We start from the raw sequence: 14957 nt of genomic DNA on the forward strand, positions 1-14957 counted from the left end.
TCGTGAGCCATGACCGGACCTTTCTGGACAACGTGGTGACCAGCACCATCGCTTCCGAAGGCAATGGCCTGTGGCGCGAGTACGAGGGCGGCGTGCAGGACTGGCTGCTGCAATCGCGCCGCAGCCGCGCCGCCGCAACGGCCGCAGCCCCGGCGGCAGGCACCAGGCCGGCCGCCGCCAAGGACGCAGCCCCTGCTGCGGCCCCCTCCAAGACCGAGCAGACCTCGCGCAAGAAGCTGTCGTACAAGGAACAGCGCGAGCTGGATGCCCTGCCCGATCGCATCGGTGCCCTAGAAAAGGAACAGGCGGAGGTACAGGCCGTGCTGGCCGATGGCAGCGTCTACGCCACCGATGGCGCCAAGGCGGCCAAACTCACCGCCCGCGCCAGCGAGATCGACGAGGAACTGATGGCGGCACTGGAGCGCTGGACGGCCCTGTCGGCCTGACCTGACGCGGAAGCTGCAAGCCACGCTCGTATGTGGCGCGACCTGCCCTAAGGCATGCCCCAAAACCAGCGCCACCGTGGAACTGGCTTTGCCAGGCCACGGGTGGCGTCTCCCTGGGGGGAGGTGGCGCCGGAGGCGACTCGGGGGGCTTTAAATTCTGTGATGGATGCGGTCGGTCGCGCCACGCAGGCGCGCCACCAACGCGGGCGCAATCTGGCCCAGCGGCAGCACCTCGTCGGCGGCGCCGTGGGCAATGGCCTCGCGCGGCATGCCGAAGACGATGCAGGTGGCCTCATCCTGCACGTAGTTGTAGCTGCCCGCGTCCTTCATCTCGCGCATGGCGGCCGCGCCATCGTTGCCCATGCCGGTGAGCATGATGCCGAAGGCATTGCGCCCCACCACGGCGGCGGCCGACTTGAACAGCACCTCCACCGAGGGCTTGTGCCGGTTCACCGGCGGGCCATCATCGACCACGGCCACATAGTTCGCACCGCTGCGCGCCACATGGAACTGCGTGCCGCCGGGCGCGATGTAGGCATGGCCGGGCAGGATGCGCTCACCATTCACGGCCTCCTTGACCGTGATCTGGCACAAACCGTTGAGCCGCGCCGCGAAGCTGGTGGTGAAGCCCGGGGGCATGTGCTGGGTGATCACGATGCCCGGTGAATCGGCAGGCATGTGTACCAGCACCTCCTTGATGGCTTCCGTGCCCCCCGTGGAGGCGCCGATGCAGATCAGCTTTTCGGTGGACAGACGGCCCAGCAGGGTGGTCGGCGCCGCGGGGGCGGTCGTGCCGGCACTGGCCCCATGGGACGCCGACGAGGCCTCGCGCGGCGCGGCGCGGCGTACCTGCGCCACCGCCGCCACGCGGATCTTGTCCACGATCTGGGTCGCCAGGTCGTTGAGGCCACTGGCCAGACCCACCCGGGGCTTGGCCACGAAATCGATGGCACCGAGCTCCAGCGCCTTCATGGTCACCTCGGCACCGCGCTCGGTCAGCGTGGAGATCATCACCACCGGCATGGGCCGCAGGCGCATCAGCCGGCCCAGGAAGTCGATGCCATCCATGCGCGGCATTTCCACGTCCAGGGTGATCACGTCCGGGTTCATTTCCCGGATCATCTCGCGCGCCACCAAGGGGTCGTTGGCCGTGCCGATGCACTCCATGTCCCGTTGCCGGTTGATGATCTCCGACAGCAGACTGCGGACCAGCGCCGAATCGTCCACCACGATCACCCGGATTTTCCTGCTCATTGTTCTCTCAGGCTTTCTTCGTCATCTTCAATCAAAACAGATCCACGGAACCACCCGAGGTGCTCTTGGCCACCGTCGCGGCATTTCCGCGCGTTTCCTGCTCCACCAGGGTCTCGGGATGGGCATGGGCCAGGCGCTTGACCATGGCCTTGCCCGTCACCGGGAAGAACACCACCTTGCGCGGGTAGATGTCCAGCACGTCTTCGGACACGATGGGAATGCGTTCCGTGTGCAGGTAGTTGAGCACGAAGGTGGTATTGCGTTCACCCACGTTCATGGTGGTGAAATTGTGCATCACCTGGGCCCCGCCAAAAATCTTGGCCTGCATGGTTTCGCGCCGGGCACCGAGCTTGAGCATCTCATTGATGAGCAACTCCATCGCGTACGAACCATAGCGGCCCGAGGCATCCGCCAGGTCGCCATCGGGCAGCATGAAGTGGTTCATGCCGCCGATATGGGCCCGGCTGTCCCACAGGCAGGCCGCAATGCACGAGCCCAGCACCGTCATGATGACCATGCTTTCATCGGCCACGAAATACTCGCCCGGCAGCACCTTCACGGCGTTGTGCTGGAAGTGGTGGTCCAGGTAGAAGAAGGATGCCTCTCCGGGTTTTCTGGCGCGGTTCTTGAGTTCGTTGAGCGAGGATTCGCGCGGTGCCGCGCTGGACGCGTAGATGTCCGCGCTCAGCGGCGCGATGCGCGGAGCACGCCGGCGCTCCGGCGCTCCGGGCGCAGCCGGGGCGGCACCAGGCGTGAAGGTGTTGGGCTGGTTATTGGTCATGGAGCTGCTTGGAACAAGTTCCTACGGGCGAACAGAGGGGCGGATCACCGGCGTTCATAGACCGTCTTGCCACGCAGGGTGAAGAGATCGCGGGACTCGCTGAAATTCTCCGCATGCCCCACAAACAGCATGCCACCGGGTTTGAGCACGCGGTGGATGCGCTCCAGCACCTTGCGCTGCGTGGGCGCATCGAAGTAGATCATCACGTTGCGGCAGAACACCACGTCAAAAGGCTCCTTGAAGGGCCAATCGTCACGGATGAGGTTCACGCTCATGAACTCGATCGCACGGCGCAGCTCGGGCTTGGCCCGCACCATGCCATCGTTGCCGCCCTTGCCTTTCAGAAAGAACTTCTGCAGCCGCTCCGGGCCCAAGCCTTTGAGATTGTCGAGCCGGTAGACGCCCTGGCCGGCCGTGGCCAGCACCTTCGAATCGATGTCGCTGGCCGTGAGCTTGAAGGAGGCGTTAGCCCCGAGCGCCTCGAAGGCCGTCATGACGATGGAGTAAGGCTCTTCACCGGTGGAGGCCGCGTTGCACCACACCTTCCAGGCCGTGTTGGCCGGCTTGCTGCGCAGCAGCGTGGCAAAGATCTCGAAGTGGTGCTGCTCGCGGAAGAACGCCGTGAGGTTGGTGGTGAGGGCGTTCACGAACTCCTGCCACTCGGGACCGTCGTGCTTCTCCAGCCAGCCCAGGTAGTCGTGAAAACTGTTGTACCCCGTGTCGCGCAAGCGGCGCGAGAGCCGGCTGTAGACCATGGCGTGCTTGCCATCGTGCAGGCTGATGCCGGCACGCTGGTAGATCAGCGACTGCACCCGCGCAAAGTCGGCGTTGGTCCATACGAACTCACGCCCCTGCGCGAGCGGGCCCGACGGTGCGGGAGCGCTGGCAGCAGCTGCGGCGGCAGCACGCGCGCCGGCCGAGGAAACACTGGTGGTCTGGGGCATCATTTTGATCATCCGCTCGGAAGTCCATTTCGCTCCAAAAGGCCTGCAGACCCTCGCCTGCAGTTTGGCTTGCGGCCACCCACCTGGCTGACCGTGGCGTTACTCCGCCGCCGTCACCAATCCCATGTCCACGCTGGACATCAGTTTCTCGATGTCCAGCAGGATCAGCATGCGCTCCCCCACCGACCCCAGCCCCAGGATGCAGCTGTTGTCGATGGCACTTTCGATATCGGGCGCCGAGCGGATGCTCTCGGGCGTGAGTTCCATCACGTCGCTCACCGAGTCCACCACGATGCCCACCACGCGGTTGCGCAGGTTCAGGATGATGACCACCGTGAAGCTGTTGTAGTCCGCCTGCGCGCAGTTGAACTTCAGGCGCATGTCCACGATGGGCACGATGGTGCCGCGCAGGTTGACCACGCCCTTGATGAATTCCGGCGCGTTGGCAATGCGCGTCGGCGGCTCGTAGCCCCGGATTTCCTGAACCTTCAGGATGTCGATGCCGTACTCTTCCTGGTCCAGCCGGAACGTCAGGTACTCGCGCGCGCCGGTCGGCGCGCTATCGGCAGTCTTGCCCATCACACTCATGGTGAGTTCTCCTTGTTAGCAGTGCAGGTGCATTCCATGAACGAACGCATCGCACCCGAATCAGTGGCGGGCCCGGCGCACCAGGCCGCCGGTGTCCAGAATCAGTGCCACCGTGCCATCGCCGAGGATGGTGGCGCCCGAGACATTGGGCACCTTGCGGTAGTTGGTCTCCAGGTTCTTCACCACCACCTGGTGCTGGCCCAGAAGCTCGTCGACCAGCAGCGCCACACGGCTGCCGTCGGCCTCTACCACCACCATGATGTTGCTCGACTTGTTGAGGTCGAAGCGCGGCACCTGGAAGATCTTCTCGAGCGCGATGACGGGCATGTACTCGTCACGCACCTTGACCAGCTGCGAACCCTGCGCCACGGTGCTGACATCGTCGGAGTTGACCTGGAAGGACTCCACCACCGAGGACAGCGGCAGGATGTAGACCTCTTCGCCTACGCCCACCGACATGCCATCCATGATGGCCAGGGTGAGCGGCAGGCGCACCGACACTTTCATGCCATAGCCTTCGGCGGAATCCACCTCGACCGAGCCGTTCAGGGCCGCGATATTGCGCTTGACCACGTCCATGCCCACGCCGCGGCCCGACACGTCGGTGACCTCTTCGGCAGTGGAGAAGCCGGGCGCGAAGATCAGCTGCCACACCTCGGCATCGCTCATCTGGTCGGAGACATCCAGGCCCCGCTCCTGCGCCTTGCGCAGGATCTTCTCGCGCGACAGGCCACGGCCGTCGTCGCGCACCTCGATGACGATCGAGCCGCCCTGGTGCGATGCCGACAGGGTGATGGTGCCCAGCTCGGGCTTGCCCTTGGCCAGGCGCTCGGCAGGCATTTCGATGCCATGGTCGCAGCTGTTGCGCACCAGGTGGGTCAGCGGGTCGGTGATCTTCTCGACCAGGCCCTTGTCCAGTTCGGTGGCTTCGCCCAGCGTGACCAGCTCGACCTTCTTGCCCAGCTTGTTGGCCAGGTCGCGCAGCATGCGCGGGAAGCGGCTAAACACGATGGACATGGGGATCATGCGGATCGACATCACCGATTCCTGCAGGTCCCGGGTATTGCGGTCCAGGTCGGCCAGGCCGGCCAGCAGTTGCTGGTAGGCCCCGGCGTCCAGGCCGCGGCTGTTCTGGGCCAGCATGGCCTGGGTGATCACCAGCTCGCCCACCAGGTTGATGAGCTGGTCCACCTTGTTGACCGCCACGCGGATGGTCGTGGATTCCATCTGGGCCTGGGCCGCCGCCTTGGGCTCGGCAGCCGCCGCAGCCTTCGCCGATGGCTTGGCGGCCGCGCTGGCGGCAGGCACCGCGCTCGGCGCGCCAGGAGCGTCCGAGAAGAAGCCGTAGGACACGTCGGCACCGCCCGCGGGCGGCTCGCTCTCATGCACCGCATGGTCGGGGTCGATCTCGGAGGCCGCAGCGGGCTCTTCGTCGCCGTCACTGAAGCGCACCTGCTCCTTGGAGACATGGAAGGCGAACAGGTCGAGCAGGTCGTCGGTGGACGAGGTGGTTTCCACCGCGAACACCCGCACGCCAGCCTGCACACTGGGCAGGTCGCTGATGGAGCCCAGGCCGGGGATGTCGCGGAACAGCTCCTTGATGGTGTCGGCCTGCTCGGTCTTTTCCAGCGGACCGATGTGGATCTGCAGTTTGCGCAGTTGCCCGGGCACATGGGCCTTGGCGGCTGGCGCAGGAGCGGCGGCCGCCGGCGCGGGCGCCGGAGCAGGGGCTGCTGCAGCGGCAGGGGCGTCATCAGGGACCACACCCGCTGCCAGTTCGCTGATGCGCTTGACCAGGGAGGTGGTGGACACGGCCTCGCCCTGTCCGCCCGCCTGGTGGCGTGCCAGCAGGCTGCGCGAGGCATCGGCCGACTCCAGCAGCACATCGACCATCTGCGGGATGGGTTGCAGCTCGTGGCGGCGCAGCCGGTCGAGCAGGGATTCCATCTGGTGCGTCAGCTCGGCCACGTCAGAGAAGCCGAACGTGGCGGCGCCGCCCTTGATCGAATGTGCGCAGCGGAAGATGCCATTGAGTTCTTCGTCGTTCGCAGCGCTCAGGTCCAGGTCGAGCAGCATCTGCTCCATCTGGTCCAGGTTCTCACCAGCTTCTTCAAAAAAGATCTGGTAGAACTGGCTCAGGTCAAAGTCAGCACCGCCGGCCCCTGATCCCTCTTGATAGCTTTCAGCCATAGTCGGCTCCTTTATACGTGGTGGCGCCCGTGCATCCGTTTCAACGGATCACCTTCTGGATGACTTCGATCAAGCGGTTGGGATCGAACGGCTTGACCAGCCAACCGGTGGCACCGGCCGACCGCCCCGCCTGCTTCATCTGGTCACTCGATTCGGTGGTCAGGATGAGGATGGGGATGGTCTTGAACTTGGGGTGCTCGCGCAGCTTGCGCGTGAGGCCTATGCCATCGAGCCGGGGCATGTTCTGGTCGGCCAGCACCAGGTGGATGTCATGGCTCTCGGCCTTTTCCAGGGCATCTTGCCCATCCACCGCCTCCACCACGTGGTAGCCCGCACCGGTGAGGGTGAAGGACACCATTTTCCGCATGGACGGTGAATCATCTACGGCAAGTATCGATTGCATTTAGGACTCCAACTGACTTGAATATATAGGTGAACCAGCGATGCCAACTTCAAAATAGATCAATGGAACCGGCATCCATCTCGCTTTGCGTAACAGGATTGGGCCGATCCGGCGCCATTTCGGCAAACGGCGCTGCCTCTTCGCCCTCATCGTGCCCCATGGCCTCGGACGCCAGCCGGAACGCGCAGCCCTGCAGCACCTTGGTGGTGTGCCAGATGAGCTGCGAGGCCATGTCCTGGAACTGCAGTTCCGTGACGGCACTGCGCAGCGCATCGCGGGCGGCCGCCAGCTCGGGCGAATCCGCCACGAAGGCATCGTTCAGTACCGCATTGGCCTCGCCAAAGCGCTCCAGCAGGTTGTCCGTGGCATGGTTCAACAAGCCTTCCAGGCGGTGCAGGTCGTGCATGACGACCAGCAAGGAATCCTGCAGTTCTGCTGCCACCATGACCGGAACCTGAACTGCCGGCCCAGTTGACGTTGATAGCGTAGATTGCATTGTTTCTCCATAGCAACAAGCAGACCAGGGTCAGGGCCCCTGTAACAGGCGACCCGCGCTGGCAGACCCCGCCAACCCTTGCAAAAACCCCGACATTGCGTTCTATTGGACGATAGCCTTCTCACCCACCCTACCGGGACAAACACCCTTGTTTGTTCCAATTTGTATCCTATGATAGCGCTCATATGGTCATGACAGTAGCAGGCCAGCCCTTACGCCTCCTGCACCTGGAGGATTCGCTGGCAGACCATGTTCTGGCCAAGCTCACTTTGCAGCGTGCCAGGCTCGATTGCACCCTCCAGCAGGTCGACACCCTGCAGGATTTCTGTGATCGCACCCAGAGCGAGTCCTTTGATTTGATCCTTGCAGACTACAGACTGCAAGGATTCACTGCGCTCGATGCCTGGGAGCATGTGGCTAAATTAGCAACACCTGTGCCCTTTGTGTTGCTGTCCGGGGCGATTGGCGAGGCCGCTGCAGTGGACGCCATGCGCCTGGGCTTTTCCGACTACCTGCTCAAGGACGACATTTCCCGCCTGCCACACGTCGTCACCCGGGCCATCGAGGTGCACCAGGCGCGCCAGGACCGCGAGCGCGCCGTGGCCGAACTGGCGGCCTCCCAGCAGCGCCTGGCGGAGCTGACCGAGCACCTGCAGACCTCCATCGAACAGGAACGCGCCTCCATCGCGCGCGAGATCCACGACGATATCGGCGGCTCGCTGACCGCCATGCGCGTGGACCTCGCCTGGATCGGCCGGCATGCACAGGACCCGGCGACGCAGGACCACCTTTCCAGCGCCTCGGACATGCTGCAGCACGCCATCGGTGCCAGCCAGCGCATCATGATGAACCTGCGCCCCCCCATATTGGAGCAGGGGCTGGTGGCGGCCGTGCAGTGGCTGGCGACAGGCTTCGAGCGCCGCAGCGCGGTACGCACCCAGGTCGTGGCCAGTGGCGAGGCGATCGATGTGCCCAGCGACATCCGGCTGGTGGCCTACCGCACGGCGCAGGAAGCCCTGACCAACATCGCCAAGTACGCCCAGGCCAGCAAGGTGCATATCGATCTGTCCGACCATGAGGGGGTGCTGACCGTGGAGATCGCCGACGATGGCTGCGGCTTCGATGTGTCGCAACTGGCGGACAAGCCCAAGGCCTTCGGGATCAAGGGCCTGCACGAGCGGGCACGCACCGTGGGCGGCTGGCTCGATGTCAGCACCCAGCCAGGCAAGGGGACTTGCCTCACACTGTCGATACCGCTGGCCACATCGGGCCAGCCCGCCAACCCAGGAGATGTCTGGTGATCAACGTCGTTTTGTGCGATGACCACGCCGTGCTCAGGCGCGGCATCCGCGATACCCTCACCGAGGCCACGGACATCAAGGTGACCGGGGAGGCCGGCGGCTACGCCGAGTTGCGCGAGGTGCTGCGCACTGCCCCCTGCGACGTGCTGTTGCTCGACCTGAACATGCCCGGCCGCGGCGGCCTGGAGGTGCTGGCCACGCTGCGCGAAACGCATTCCACCATCAAGGTGCTGGTGGTATCGATGTACCCGGAAGACCAGTACGCACTGCGCTGCCTCAAGGCCGGCGCCCAAGGCTATGCCAACAAGGCGTCCGATCCGGCGGAACTGATCAACGCCGTGCGGGTGGTGATGCAGGGCCGCAAGTACCTGACGGCCGAAGTGGCGCAGATGTTGGCCGAAAGCCTGGCCCAGCCGGTACTGGAGAGCCCGCATGCCACGCTGTCCGAGCGCGAGCTGCAGACGCTGATCAAGATCGCCTCGGGCCGGCGCCTGGCCGACATTGCCGAAGAGCTGATGCTCAGCCCCAAGACGGTGAGCGTCTACCGCTCGCGCGTGCTCGAAAAGCTCAAGCTCTCCAACAATGCGGAGCTCACCGTCTACGCCATCCGCAACGAGTTGGTGTAGCCCCCAAGAGCCGCTTCGCGCCTCGGACCACGCTCGCTTCACGCGTCGCGGATGGCTCACAGGCCGCAGGTGAGCGCCACATCCACCGACGACCCATTTACCGCTGGCTGGAAAAAAGGTCGATGGATTGCTGCATCAGCGTCAGGATGGGCTGCTCCAGCATGGGCAGGGTGGCCGCGATGCCCAAAAGGCCCACGGTGAGCGTGACCGGGAACCCGACCGCGTAGATGTTCATCTGCGGCGCCACACGCGAGATGATGCCCATGGCGAGGTTGACGAACAGCAGCAGCGCGATCATGGGCAGAGCGATCCACAGCGCGCTGGAGAACAGCGACGAGCCCAGCTCGTACAGCCGCATCTGACCGATGGCCTGCAGGAAGTTGCCGTTCACGGGAAAGCGGTCGAAGCTCTTGACCACGGCCATGATGACCATCAGGTGGCCGTTGATGACGATGAACAGCAGCGTGGCCATGTGCCCGAAGAAACGCGCCACAGCACTCACCTGGCCATTGCTGGCGGGGTCGAAGAAGGAGGCGAAATTCAGGCCCATCTGCAGGCCGATCATTTCACCGGCCAGCTCCACCGAGGCGAACACCAGGCGCACCGAAAACCCGATGGCCAGGCCCACGGCCACCTGCTGGGCCACGGCGCCCAGCGCTTCGCGCCCATTGATGTCGATCACCGGCTGGTTGGGCAGCACGGCCTGGGCCGAGACGGCCACGAAGAAGGCCAGCCCGATCTTCACGCGCATGGGAATCGCGCGCATGGAGAACACCGGCGCCACCGAAAACATCGCCAGCACCCGCAGGAACGGCCACAGGATGGGCGATATCCAGGCCACCAACTGGGCCTCGGTGAACGTGATCACGCGAGGGGCCGGGCTAGCCGACGACCGAGGGAATCGACTCGATGGTCCGGCGGATGTAATCGACCAGGGTGCTGATCATCCAGGGCCCGGCGATCGCGAACACCACCATCGCGGCAATCAGCTTGGGCACGAAGGCCAGGGTCGCTTCATGGATCTGCGTCACGGCCTGGAAGATGCTGACCACCAGGCCCACGGCCATGACCACGCCGAGAACGGGCATGGCAATCATCAGCAGCAGCGTGAGGGCATCGCGCCCCATGGTGAGAACCATCTGTGAAGTCATGGCATTTCTCCTGCGCTAGGTGGCAAAACTGGCGGCCAGCGAGCCGATCAGCAGGTTCCAGCCATCGGCCAGCACGAACAGCATGAGCTTGAACGGCAGCGCGACCAGCACCGGCGACAGCATCATCATGCCCAGGGACATGAGGATGCTGGAGACCACCATGTCGATGACCAGGAAGGGAATGAAGATCATGAACCCGATCTGGAACGCGGACTTGAGTTCGCTGGTCACGAAGGCCGGCACCAGCACGCGGAACGGCGCGGTCTCGGCCGTCACCTCGGGTGCCAGCCGTGCCAGGCGTGCGAACAGCGCAAAGTCCGACTGGCGGGTCTGCTTGAGCATGAACTCGCGCATGGGCACCTCGGCCCGCTCCACCGCCTGCTCGAAAGTGATGGCGTTGGTGGTGTAGGGGACATAGGCCTCCTTGTGGACCCGGTCGAAGGTCGGCCCCATGACGAAGAAGGTCAGGAACAGCGACAGGCCGATGATCACCTGGTTGGGCGGTGCCGATTGCGTGCCGATGGCCTGGCGCAGCAGCGACAACACGATGACGATGCGCGTGAAGCCCGTCATCAGCAGCAGGATGGCCGGCAGGAAGGACAGCGCCGTGAAGAACAGCAGCGTCTGGATCGGCACGGAGTAGCTCGATCCGCCGCTGCCGGAGCCTATCAGCACGGGCAGCGACCCGGGAGCCGGGGGCGTGGCGCCCGTTTGCGCCAGCGCCGGCACCTGCCAGGCCAGCAGAGCGAAGGCAGCCAGCGCGCCAATCCACACGCTGCGTGGTTGCGGTGCGGGACGCGCGGACTCAGACATGCGGATCCTTGCGCGCTTCGGCGGCCGCCATTTCACGGGCAAACGCCGAAGCATCCGGCACCACCGCCGGCATTGCATTCGAAGCAGCAGCAGTGGACGGAGCGGCCAGCACATGCAGGCAGCTGACCTGCTGCGCCGTGACACCCAGCACCAGCCAGGTGCGAGCGCCTTCGGGACCCACCTCCACGGTGACCACCCGTTGCTGGGGACCCACCGCCACCGCCGACAGCACGCGCGATGCGGCGCCGGCAGGCAGGCCACCCGCTGCATGGCGCTGCTGCAGGCGCTTGATGAGCCAGGGCAGGCAGGCCATGGCCCCCACGAACAGGACGACGATGACCAGTGTCTGGGTCATCCCCATGGCGTTGCTTCCATCACCCACGGCTCACGCGCCGCAGCCGCTCCGAAGGCGTCACCACGTCGGTCAGGCGGATACCGAACTTGTCGTTCACCACCACCACCTCGCCCTGGGCGATCAGGTAACCGTTGACGAGCACGTCCATGGGTTCGCCGGCCAGCGCATCGAGTTCGACGACCGAGCCCTGCGCCAGTTGCAGGATGTACTTGATCGGCACCTTGGTGCGGCCCAGTTCCACCGACAGCTGGACAGGAATGTCCAGCACCATGTTGATGTCGTTGACGGTACCGTCGCTGTTGCTCGACGATGACGGACGCACCGCATCGCCGGACAGGGGGCCGCCCTGCTCCGCATCGCCAGGCTTGTCGTCCGAGCTCTTTTGCTCTTCGAGCGCCTCGGCCCAGCCTGCAAACGGGTCTTCGGCCGCGCCGTCCTTGTTGTCGTCTTCAGTTGACATCTTTTTCTCCCAGCCAGCTCATGTCCGAATTGCGCAAACACTCTTCGATACGGATGGCATATTTCGAATTGTGGGTCCCATACTGGCATTCGAAGATGGGAACACCGCCGATGGACGCGCGGATGCGCGGCTCCCGGTCGAGTTCGATGAAATCGCCGGGCTTCATGGCCAGCAGTTGCTCCACCGTGGCATCGGCCTTGGCCAGCTCGGCCACCAGCACCACCTCGGCCGCCTGGATCTCGCGCGTGAGCACCCGCACCCAGCGGCGGTCCACCTCGATGGAGTCGCCCTGCGTCGAGGAGTACAGCACGTCGCGGATGGGCTCCAGCGTGGCGTAGGGCATGCAGATGTGGATGGCGCCCGACAGGTCGCCGATTTCCAACTGGAACGCGGTGGACACCACGATTTCGCTGGGCGTGGCGATGTTGGCGAACTGCGGCTGCATCTCCGAGCGCTGGTAGTCGAGCTCCAGCGGGTAGATGCCCTGCCAGGCCTTCTTGTACTCGGCGCAGATCACGTCGACCAGCCGGTTGATCACGCGCTGCTCGGTGGGCGAGAAGTCACGCCCCTCGATGCGGGTCTGGAACTTGCCGACCCCGCCGTACAGCGTATCGATGATGCCGAACACCAGGGACGGCTCGCAGACGATCAGGCCGCTGCCGCGCAGCGGGCGGATGGCGACGATGTTGAAGTTGGTCGGAACGGCCAGCTCGCGCAGGAAGGCGCTGTAGCGCTGCACCGACACGGTGCCCACCGAAATTTCGGGGCTGCGGCGGATGAAGTTGAACAGACCGATGCGAAAGTTGCGCGCAAACCGCTCGTTGACGATTTCCATCGTCGGCATGCGGCCGCGAACGATGCGCTCCTGGCTCGAGATGTCGTAGTTGCGTACGGACCCCGACTCGGCCACTTCCTCGACGGACTTCTGGCTCTCGCCAGTGACGCCTTCGAGAAGGGCATCAACCTCTTCCTGCGATAGGAATGAATCACTCATGGCAGGATTGTCCTTGCGTCACTGGATGATGAAGCTGGAGAAAAGAATGCCTTGTACCGGATTCCTCGGCGGCTTGCGTGACGGGCGATCCTCTTCATCGTCCTCCTCGGCCGACGCGGCACGTTTGGGTCGCTCGCGCGGCACGGTGAAGCCGAGCGGGCGCGAGACCTCGCGCAGAATGTCCTTGGCGAGTTTTTCCTTGCCCTCCCTCAGCAACAGCTCCCCGGAGGTGCGCTGGGATACCAGCAGCAGAACACTGCTGCGGATGGAGGGCAGGTAAAGCTTGATCTGCTCGGCCGTCTTGGCGTCGGCCACCTCGACGGTGATGCCGATCTGCGCAAACCGGTCACCACCCGGGTCGGCCAGGTTGACCACCATGTTCTCGAACGGCAGGAAAGTCGGTGGCGCCTTGGCCGCCGTCTCGTGGGCCGAGGCTGCCGCTGCACCGCCCTCTTCGTCGTCAGCGTTCTTCTTCTTGCCCAGGAGGAAGAAGGCCGCAGCGCCCGCAATTCCCAGCACGAGCACCAGAGCGACCACGATGATCAGCATCTTCTTGCTTTTGGGCTTCTCCTTGGCCGGAGCGGCGGCATTGGCAGACACGTGGCAGGTTCCTTAGGTGGGATTCGGTGGTGGCATCTCGTCGGAAACGGCATCGCGCCCGCAGACGCTTCACATTGTGGCGCAGCTGCCCTCCCAATAATAGCCAGAATACACCCCCTAACAGGGTGTTGACTCCGGCAATCGCCCCGCCGTTCCGCCACCGCCTTACACGAAGACGTCCACGGCGCTGTTGCGCGTACCGCTGCCTGCCAGCCGCTGGCTGACATCCGTGGGGCCCGATACCAGCACCTGGGCCTGCTGCCCATCGCCCGGACGATTGCGCTGCTGCTCGGCATCGCCGGCCATGGCGCCCTGGCCCGCCGAGGTGCCCACGGTCATGCCGGACAGGACCAGGCCCTCGCCGCGCAGCAGCTCACTGAGTTGCGCCATGCTCTGGTCCAGCATCTCGCGGGTGTGCTCCTGGTCGCTGCGGAAGGTGACGTGGGCCTCGTTGCCGGACAGGGCCACCGTCACGGCCAGGGGTTGGCCGTCGCGGTTCAGGGTGAGCTCGGCATTCTGGGTCTTCTGGTTGGCCCAGTAGGTGACCTGCTCGGCCAGCAGCTCTTCGGCGCCGGTCTGCGCCAGTTCATCGAAGCCCGCAGTGCCCGGGGCACCGTCAACCGCGAAGGAGGGCTCGGTCGCGCCTTCGCCCAAGCCTCCCGAGCCACCGTGCCGGGACGACTCGCCGCCGCCGGCATCCGCGCTGCGCGCACCGCTTGCGCCCACGGCGGCCAGCGGATCCTGGCCGGCCAGCAGCGGGGCATCGATCCCGGCTCCTGAACCTTCGCCGGCAGAACGGTGCAGGCCCGTGCCGCCAAGCTGCTCGCGCACCGAGGCGGCGACCGTGGTGGACAGCGCCGACAGGTCCGCCGAGGAGGCGGCCCCTGCCTGCTTCGCATCGCCGCCCATGGCGGAGCGCGCAGACCAGGCCTCGGCAGCGCCGCCGGCCCCGCCCAACGCCGCATCGCTGGCGCCACGCTGCAGGGCGGCGCTGTGCATGCGCGAGAACTGGCGGCCAAACCCCAAGGTGGCCGTGGCCTGGGGCACACCGCCCTGTGCGCCACCATCGAGCGCCGCCGTTTGCGAGACCAGGCCATCGGTCGTTGCCAGGCCCTGGGTGGCCAGAAGGCGCCCGCTGAGGGCTGCCGCACTGTCTGCCAGTTCGAGCGTATCCGCCGGCAGGGTGCCCGGGGCGCCGCGCTGCCCCAGGCCTACGGTGGTCAGGCCGTCCGCGCCCGCCACAGCGCCCGGTAGCCCTTTGAGCTGCTGGGCTGCGCTGTCTCCCGCGACCAGCGCCTGCCAGCCCACCAGGGTGGAGGGATCGACGGTCTGCGCCAGCACGCTGGCCGCATCGGTGGCCTCCGGCATGGCGGCCAGCGGATCACCGCCCTCGGCCAGTTCCGGGTCCTGCGCGGCCAGCAGCGACAAAAAGCTGCCTGGCTGCGCAGCCGCACCTTCGTCCGTCACGCCTTTTTGCTGGGCGGGGGCGCGTGTGCGCGCAGCCTGGGCAGAGGAAGTCCCCTGCGGGGTGGATATGCGTGCCTGTTCCATGGTC

Annotated in this window: 18 protein-coding genes (1 of these 18 running past the window's edge); 3 read left to right on the forward strand and 15 right to left on the reverse strand. The window is 65.3% G+C overall.

Annotation, left to right across the window (positions count from 1 at the left end):
• Positions 1–446, forward strand: the 3' end of a protein-coding gene (locus AC0IZS_RS05070; protein WP_471634648.1) for an ATP-binding cassette domain-containing protein. Its footprint begins 1453 nt before the window's first position; the window shows 446 of its 1899 coding nt (coding positions 1454–1899); its start codon lies off the left edge, out of view; the stop codon is at positions 444–446.
• Between the two features lie 150 nt (positions 447–596).
• Here AC0IZS_RS05070 and AC0IZS_RS05075 read toward each other — a convergent pair whose 3' ends face one another.
• The 7 genes from AC0IZS_RS05075 to AC0IZS_RS05105 form a co-directional block, all read right to left on the reverse strand.
• On the reverse strand, positions 597–1700 hold the full coding sequence (locus tag AC0IZS_RS05075) for a protein-glutamate methylesterase/protein-glutamine glutaminase (RefSeq protein WP_471634649.1): 1104 nt from the start codon (positions 1698–1700) through the stop codon (positions 597–599).
• A 31-nt stretch (positions 1701–1731) separates the two neighbouring features.
• Positions 1732–2481, reverse strand: a complete 750-nt coding sequence (gene cheD / locus AC0IZS_RS05080) for a chemoreceptor glutamine deamidase CheD (protein WP_471634650.1) — start codon at positions 2479–2481, stop codon at positions 1732–1734.
• 44 nt (positions 2482–2525) lie between these two features.
• On the reverse strand, positions 2526–3425 hold the full coding sequence (locus tag AC0IZS_RS05085) for a CheR family methyltransferase (protein ID WP_471634651.1): 900 nt from the start codon (positions 3423–3425) through the stop codon (positions 2526–2528).
• A gap of 99 nt (positions 3426–3524) precedes the next feature.
• Entirely contained in the window at positions 3525–4013 is a 489-nt protein-coding gene (locus AC0IZS_RS05090; protein WP_471634652.1) for a chemotaxis protein CheW, read from the reverse strand.
• 60 nt (positions 4014–4073) lie between these two features.
• Complete coding sequence (locus AC0IZS_RS05095; protein WP_471634653.1) at positions 4074–6203, reverse strand: chemotaxis protein CheW; 2130 nt, start codon at positions 6201–6203, stop codon at positions 4074–4076.
• A gap of 40 nt (positions 6204–6243) precedes the next feature.
• Positions 6244–6606: a response regulator gene (locus AC0IZS_RS05100; protein ID WP_007853722.1), complete on the reverse strand. Its 363-nt coding sequence runs from the start codon at positions 6604–6606 to the stop codon at positions 6244–6246.
• Between the two features lie 49 nt (positions 6607–6655).
• Entirely contained in the window at positions 6656–7102 is a 447-nt protein-coding gene (locus AC0IZS_RS05105; protein WP_035203188.1) for a hypothetical protein, read from the reverse strand.
• A 185-nt stretch (positions 7103–7287) separates the two neighbouring features.
• Here AC0IZS_RS05105 and AC0IZS_RS05110 point away from each other — a divergent pair, with 185 nt between their 5' ends.
• Both AC0IZS_RS05110 and AC0IZS_RS05115 read left to right on the forward strand, forming a co-directional pair.
• Positions 7288–8403, forward strand: a complete 1116-nt coding sequence (locus AC0IZS_RS05110; protein WP_471634654.1) for a hybrid sensor histidine kinase/response regulator — start codon at positions 7288–7290, stop codon at positions 8401–8403.
• Positions 8400–9029 carry a response regulator gene (locus AC0IZS_RS05115; protein ID WP_471634655.1) on the forward strand — a complete coding sequence of 210 codons (630 nt, stop codon included), beginning with the start codon at positions 8400–8402 and terminating at the stop codon, positions 9027–9029. The genes AC0IZS_RS05110 and AC0IZS_RS05115 overlap by 4 nt, the downstream gene beginning before the upstream one ends.
• A 97-nt stretch (positions 9030–9126) precedes the next feature.
• Here the strand turns inward: AC0IZS_RS05115 and fliR are convergent, their stop codons facing one another.
• The 8 genes from fliR to AC0IZS_RS05155 all read right to left on the reverse strand — a co-directional run bounded on the left by fliR (position 9127) and on the right by AC0IZS_RS05155 (position 14953).
• Positions 9127–9897, reverse strand: coding sequence for a flagellar biosynthetic protein FliR (gene fliR, locus AC0IZS_RS05120; RefSeq protein ID WP_471634656.1), 771 nt, complete (start codon positions 9895–9897; stop codon positions 9127–9129).
• 13 nt (positions 9898–9910) lie between these two features.
• A complete protein-coding gene (gene fliQ / locus AC0IZS_RS05125; RefSeq protein WP_007853732.1) occupies positions 9911–10180 on the reverse strand; it encodes a flagellar biosynthesis protein FliQ in 270 nt (89 codons plus the stop codon).
• A 15-nt stretch (positions 10181–10195) separates the two neighbouring features.
• Positions 10196–10993, reverse strand: coding sequence for a flagellar type III secretion system pore protein FliP (fliP, locus tag AC0IZS_RS05130; RefSeq protein WP_471634657.1), 798 nt, complete (start codon positions 10991–10993; stop codon positions 10196–10198).
• Entirely contained in the window at positions 10986–11348 is a 363-nt protein-coding gene (locus AC0IZS_RS05135) for a FliO/MopB family protein (protein WP_471639464.1), read from the reverse strand. The genes fliP and AC0IZS_RS05135 overlap by 8 nt, the downstream gene beginning before the upstream one ends.
• A gap of 19 nt (positions 11349–11367) precedes the next feature.
• Entirely contained in the window at positions 11368–11808 is a 441-nt protein-coding gene (fliN, locus tag AC0IZS_RS05140; RefSeq protein ID WP_471634658.1) for a flagellar motor switch protein FliN, read from the reverse strand.
• Positions 11798–12802, reverse strand: a complete 1005-nt coding sequence (fliM, locus tag AC0IZS_RS05145; RefSeq protein WP_007853747.1) for a flagellar motor switch protein FliM — start codon at positions 12800–12802, stop codon at positions 11798–11800. Before fliM ends, fliN begins: the two co-directional genes overlap by 11 nt.
• A gap of 18 nt (positions 12803–12820) precedes the next feature.
• Positions 12821–13402: a flagellar basal body-associated FliL family protein gene (locus tag AC0IZS_RS05150; RefSeq protein ID WP_471634659.1), complete on the reverse strand. Its 582-nt coding sequence runs from the start codon at positions 13400–13402 to the stop codon at positions 12821–12823.
• 165 nt (positions 13403–13567) lie between these two features.
• Positions 13568–14953, reverse strand: a complete 1386-nt coding sequence (locus tag AC0IZS_RS05155; RefSeq protein ID WP_471634660.1) for a flagellar hook-length control protein FliK — start codon at positions 14951–14953, stop codon at positions 13568–13570.
• Positions 14954–14957: the final 4 nt, after the last annotated feature.

Source organism: Acidovorax sp. AC410 (genome assembly GCF_979253235.1).

Coding starts and splice junctions, on each gene's coding strand:
- AC0IZS_RS05100 (WP_007853722.1), bottom strand. CDS start 6,606: ATGCAATCGATACTTGCCGTAGATGATTCACCGTCCATGCGGAAAATG.
- AC0IZS_RS05075 (WP_471634649.1), bottom strand. CDS start 1,700: ATGAGCAGGAAAATCCGGGTGATCGTGGTGGACGATTCGGCGCTGGTC.
- AC0IZS_RS05095 (WP_471634653.1), bottom strand. CDS start 6,203: ATGGCTGAAAGCTATCAAGAGGGATCAGGGGCCGGCGGTGCTGACTTT.
- AC0IZS_RS05110 (WP_471634654.1), top strand. CDS start 7,288: ATGGTCATGACAGTAGCAGGCCAGCCCTTACGCCTCCTGCACCTGGAG.
- fliP (WP_471634657.1), bottom strand. CDS start 10,993: ATGTCTGAGTCCGCGCGTCCCGCACCGCAACCACGCAGCGTGTGGATT.
- AC0IZS_RS05090 (WP_471634652.1), bottom strand. CDS start 4,013: ATGAGTGTGATGGGCAAGACTGCCGATAGCGCGCCGACCGGCGCGCGC.
- fliQ (WP_007853732.1), bottom strand. CDS start 10,180: ATGACTTCACAGATGGTTCTCACCATGGGGCGCGATGCCCTCACGCTG.
- AC0IZS_RS05135 (WP_471639464.1), bottom strand. CDS start 11,348: ATGACCCAGACACTGGTCATCGTCGTCCTGTTCGTGGGGGCCATGGCC.
- fliN (WP_471634658.1), bottom strand. CDS start 11,808: ATGTCAACTGAAGACGACAACAAGGACGGCGCGGCCGAAGACCCGTTT.
- fliM (WP_007853747.1), bottom strand. CDS start 12,802: ATGAGTGATTCATTCCTATCGCAGGAAGAGGTTGATGCCCTTCTCGAA.
- cheD (WP_471634650.1), bottom strand. CDS start 2,481: ATGACCAATAACCAGCCCAACACCTTCACGCCTGGTGCCGCCCCGGCT.
- AC0IZS_RS05085 (WP_471634651.1), bottom strand. CDS start 3,425: ATGCCCCAGACCACCAGTGTTTCCTCGGCCGGCGCGCGTGCTGCCGCC.
- AC0IZS_RS05155 (WP_471634660.1), bottom strand. CDS start 14,953: ATGGAACAGGCACGCATATCCACCCCGCAGGGGACTTCCTCTGCCCAG.
- AC0IZS_RS05105 (WP_035203188.1), bottom strand. CDS start 7,102: ATGCAATCTACGCTATCAACGTCAACTGGGCCGGCAGTTCAGGTTCCG.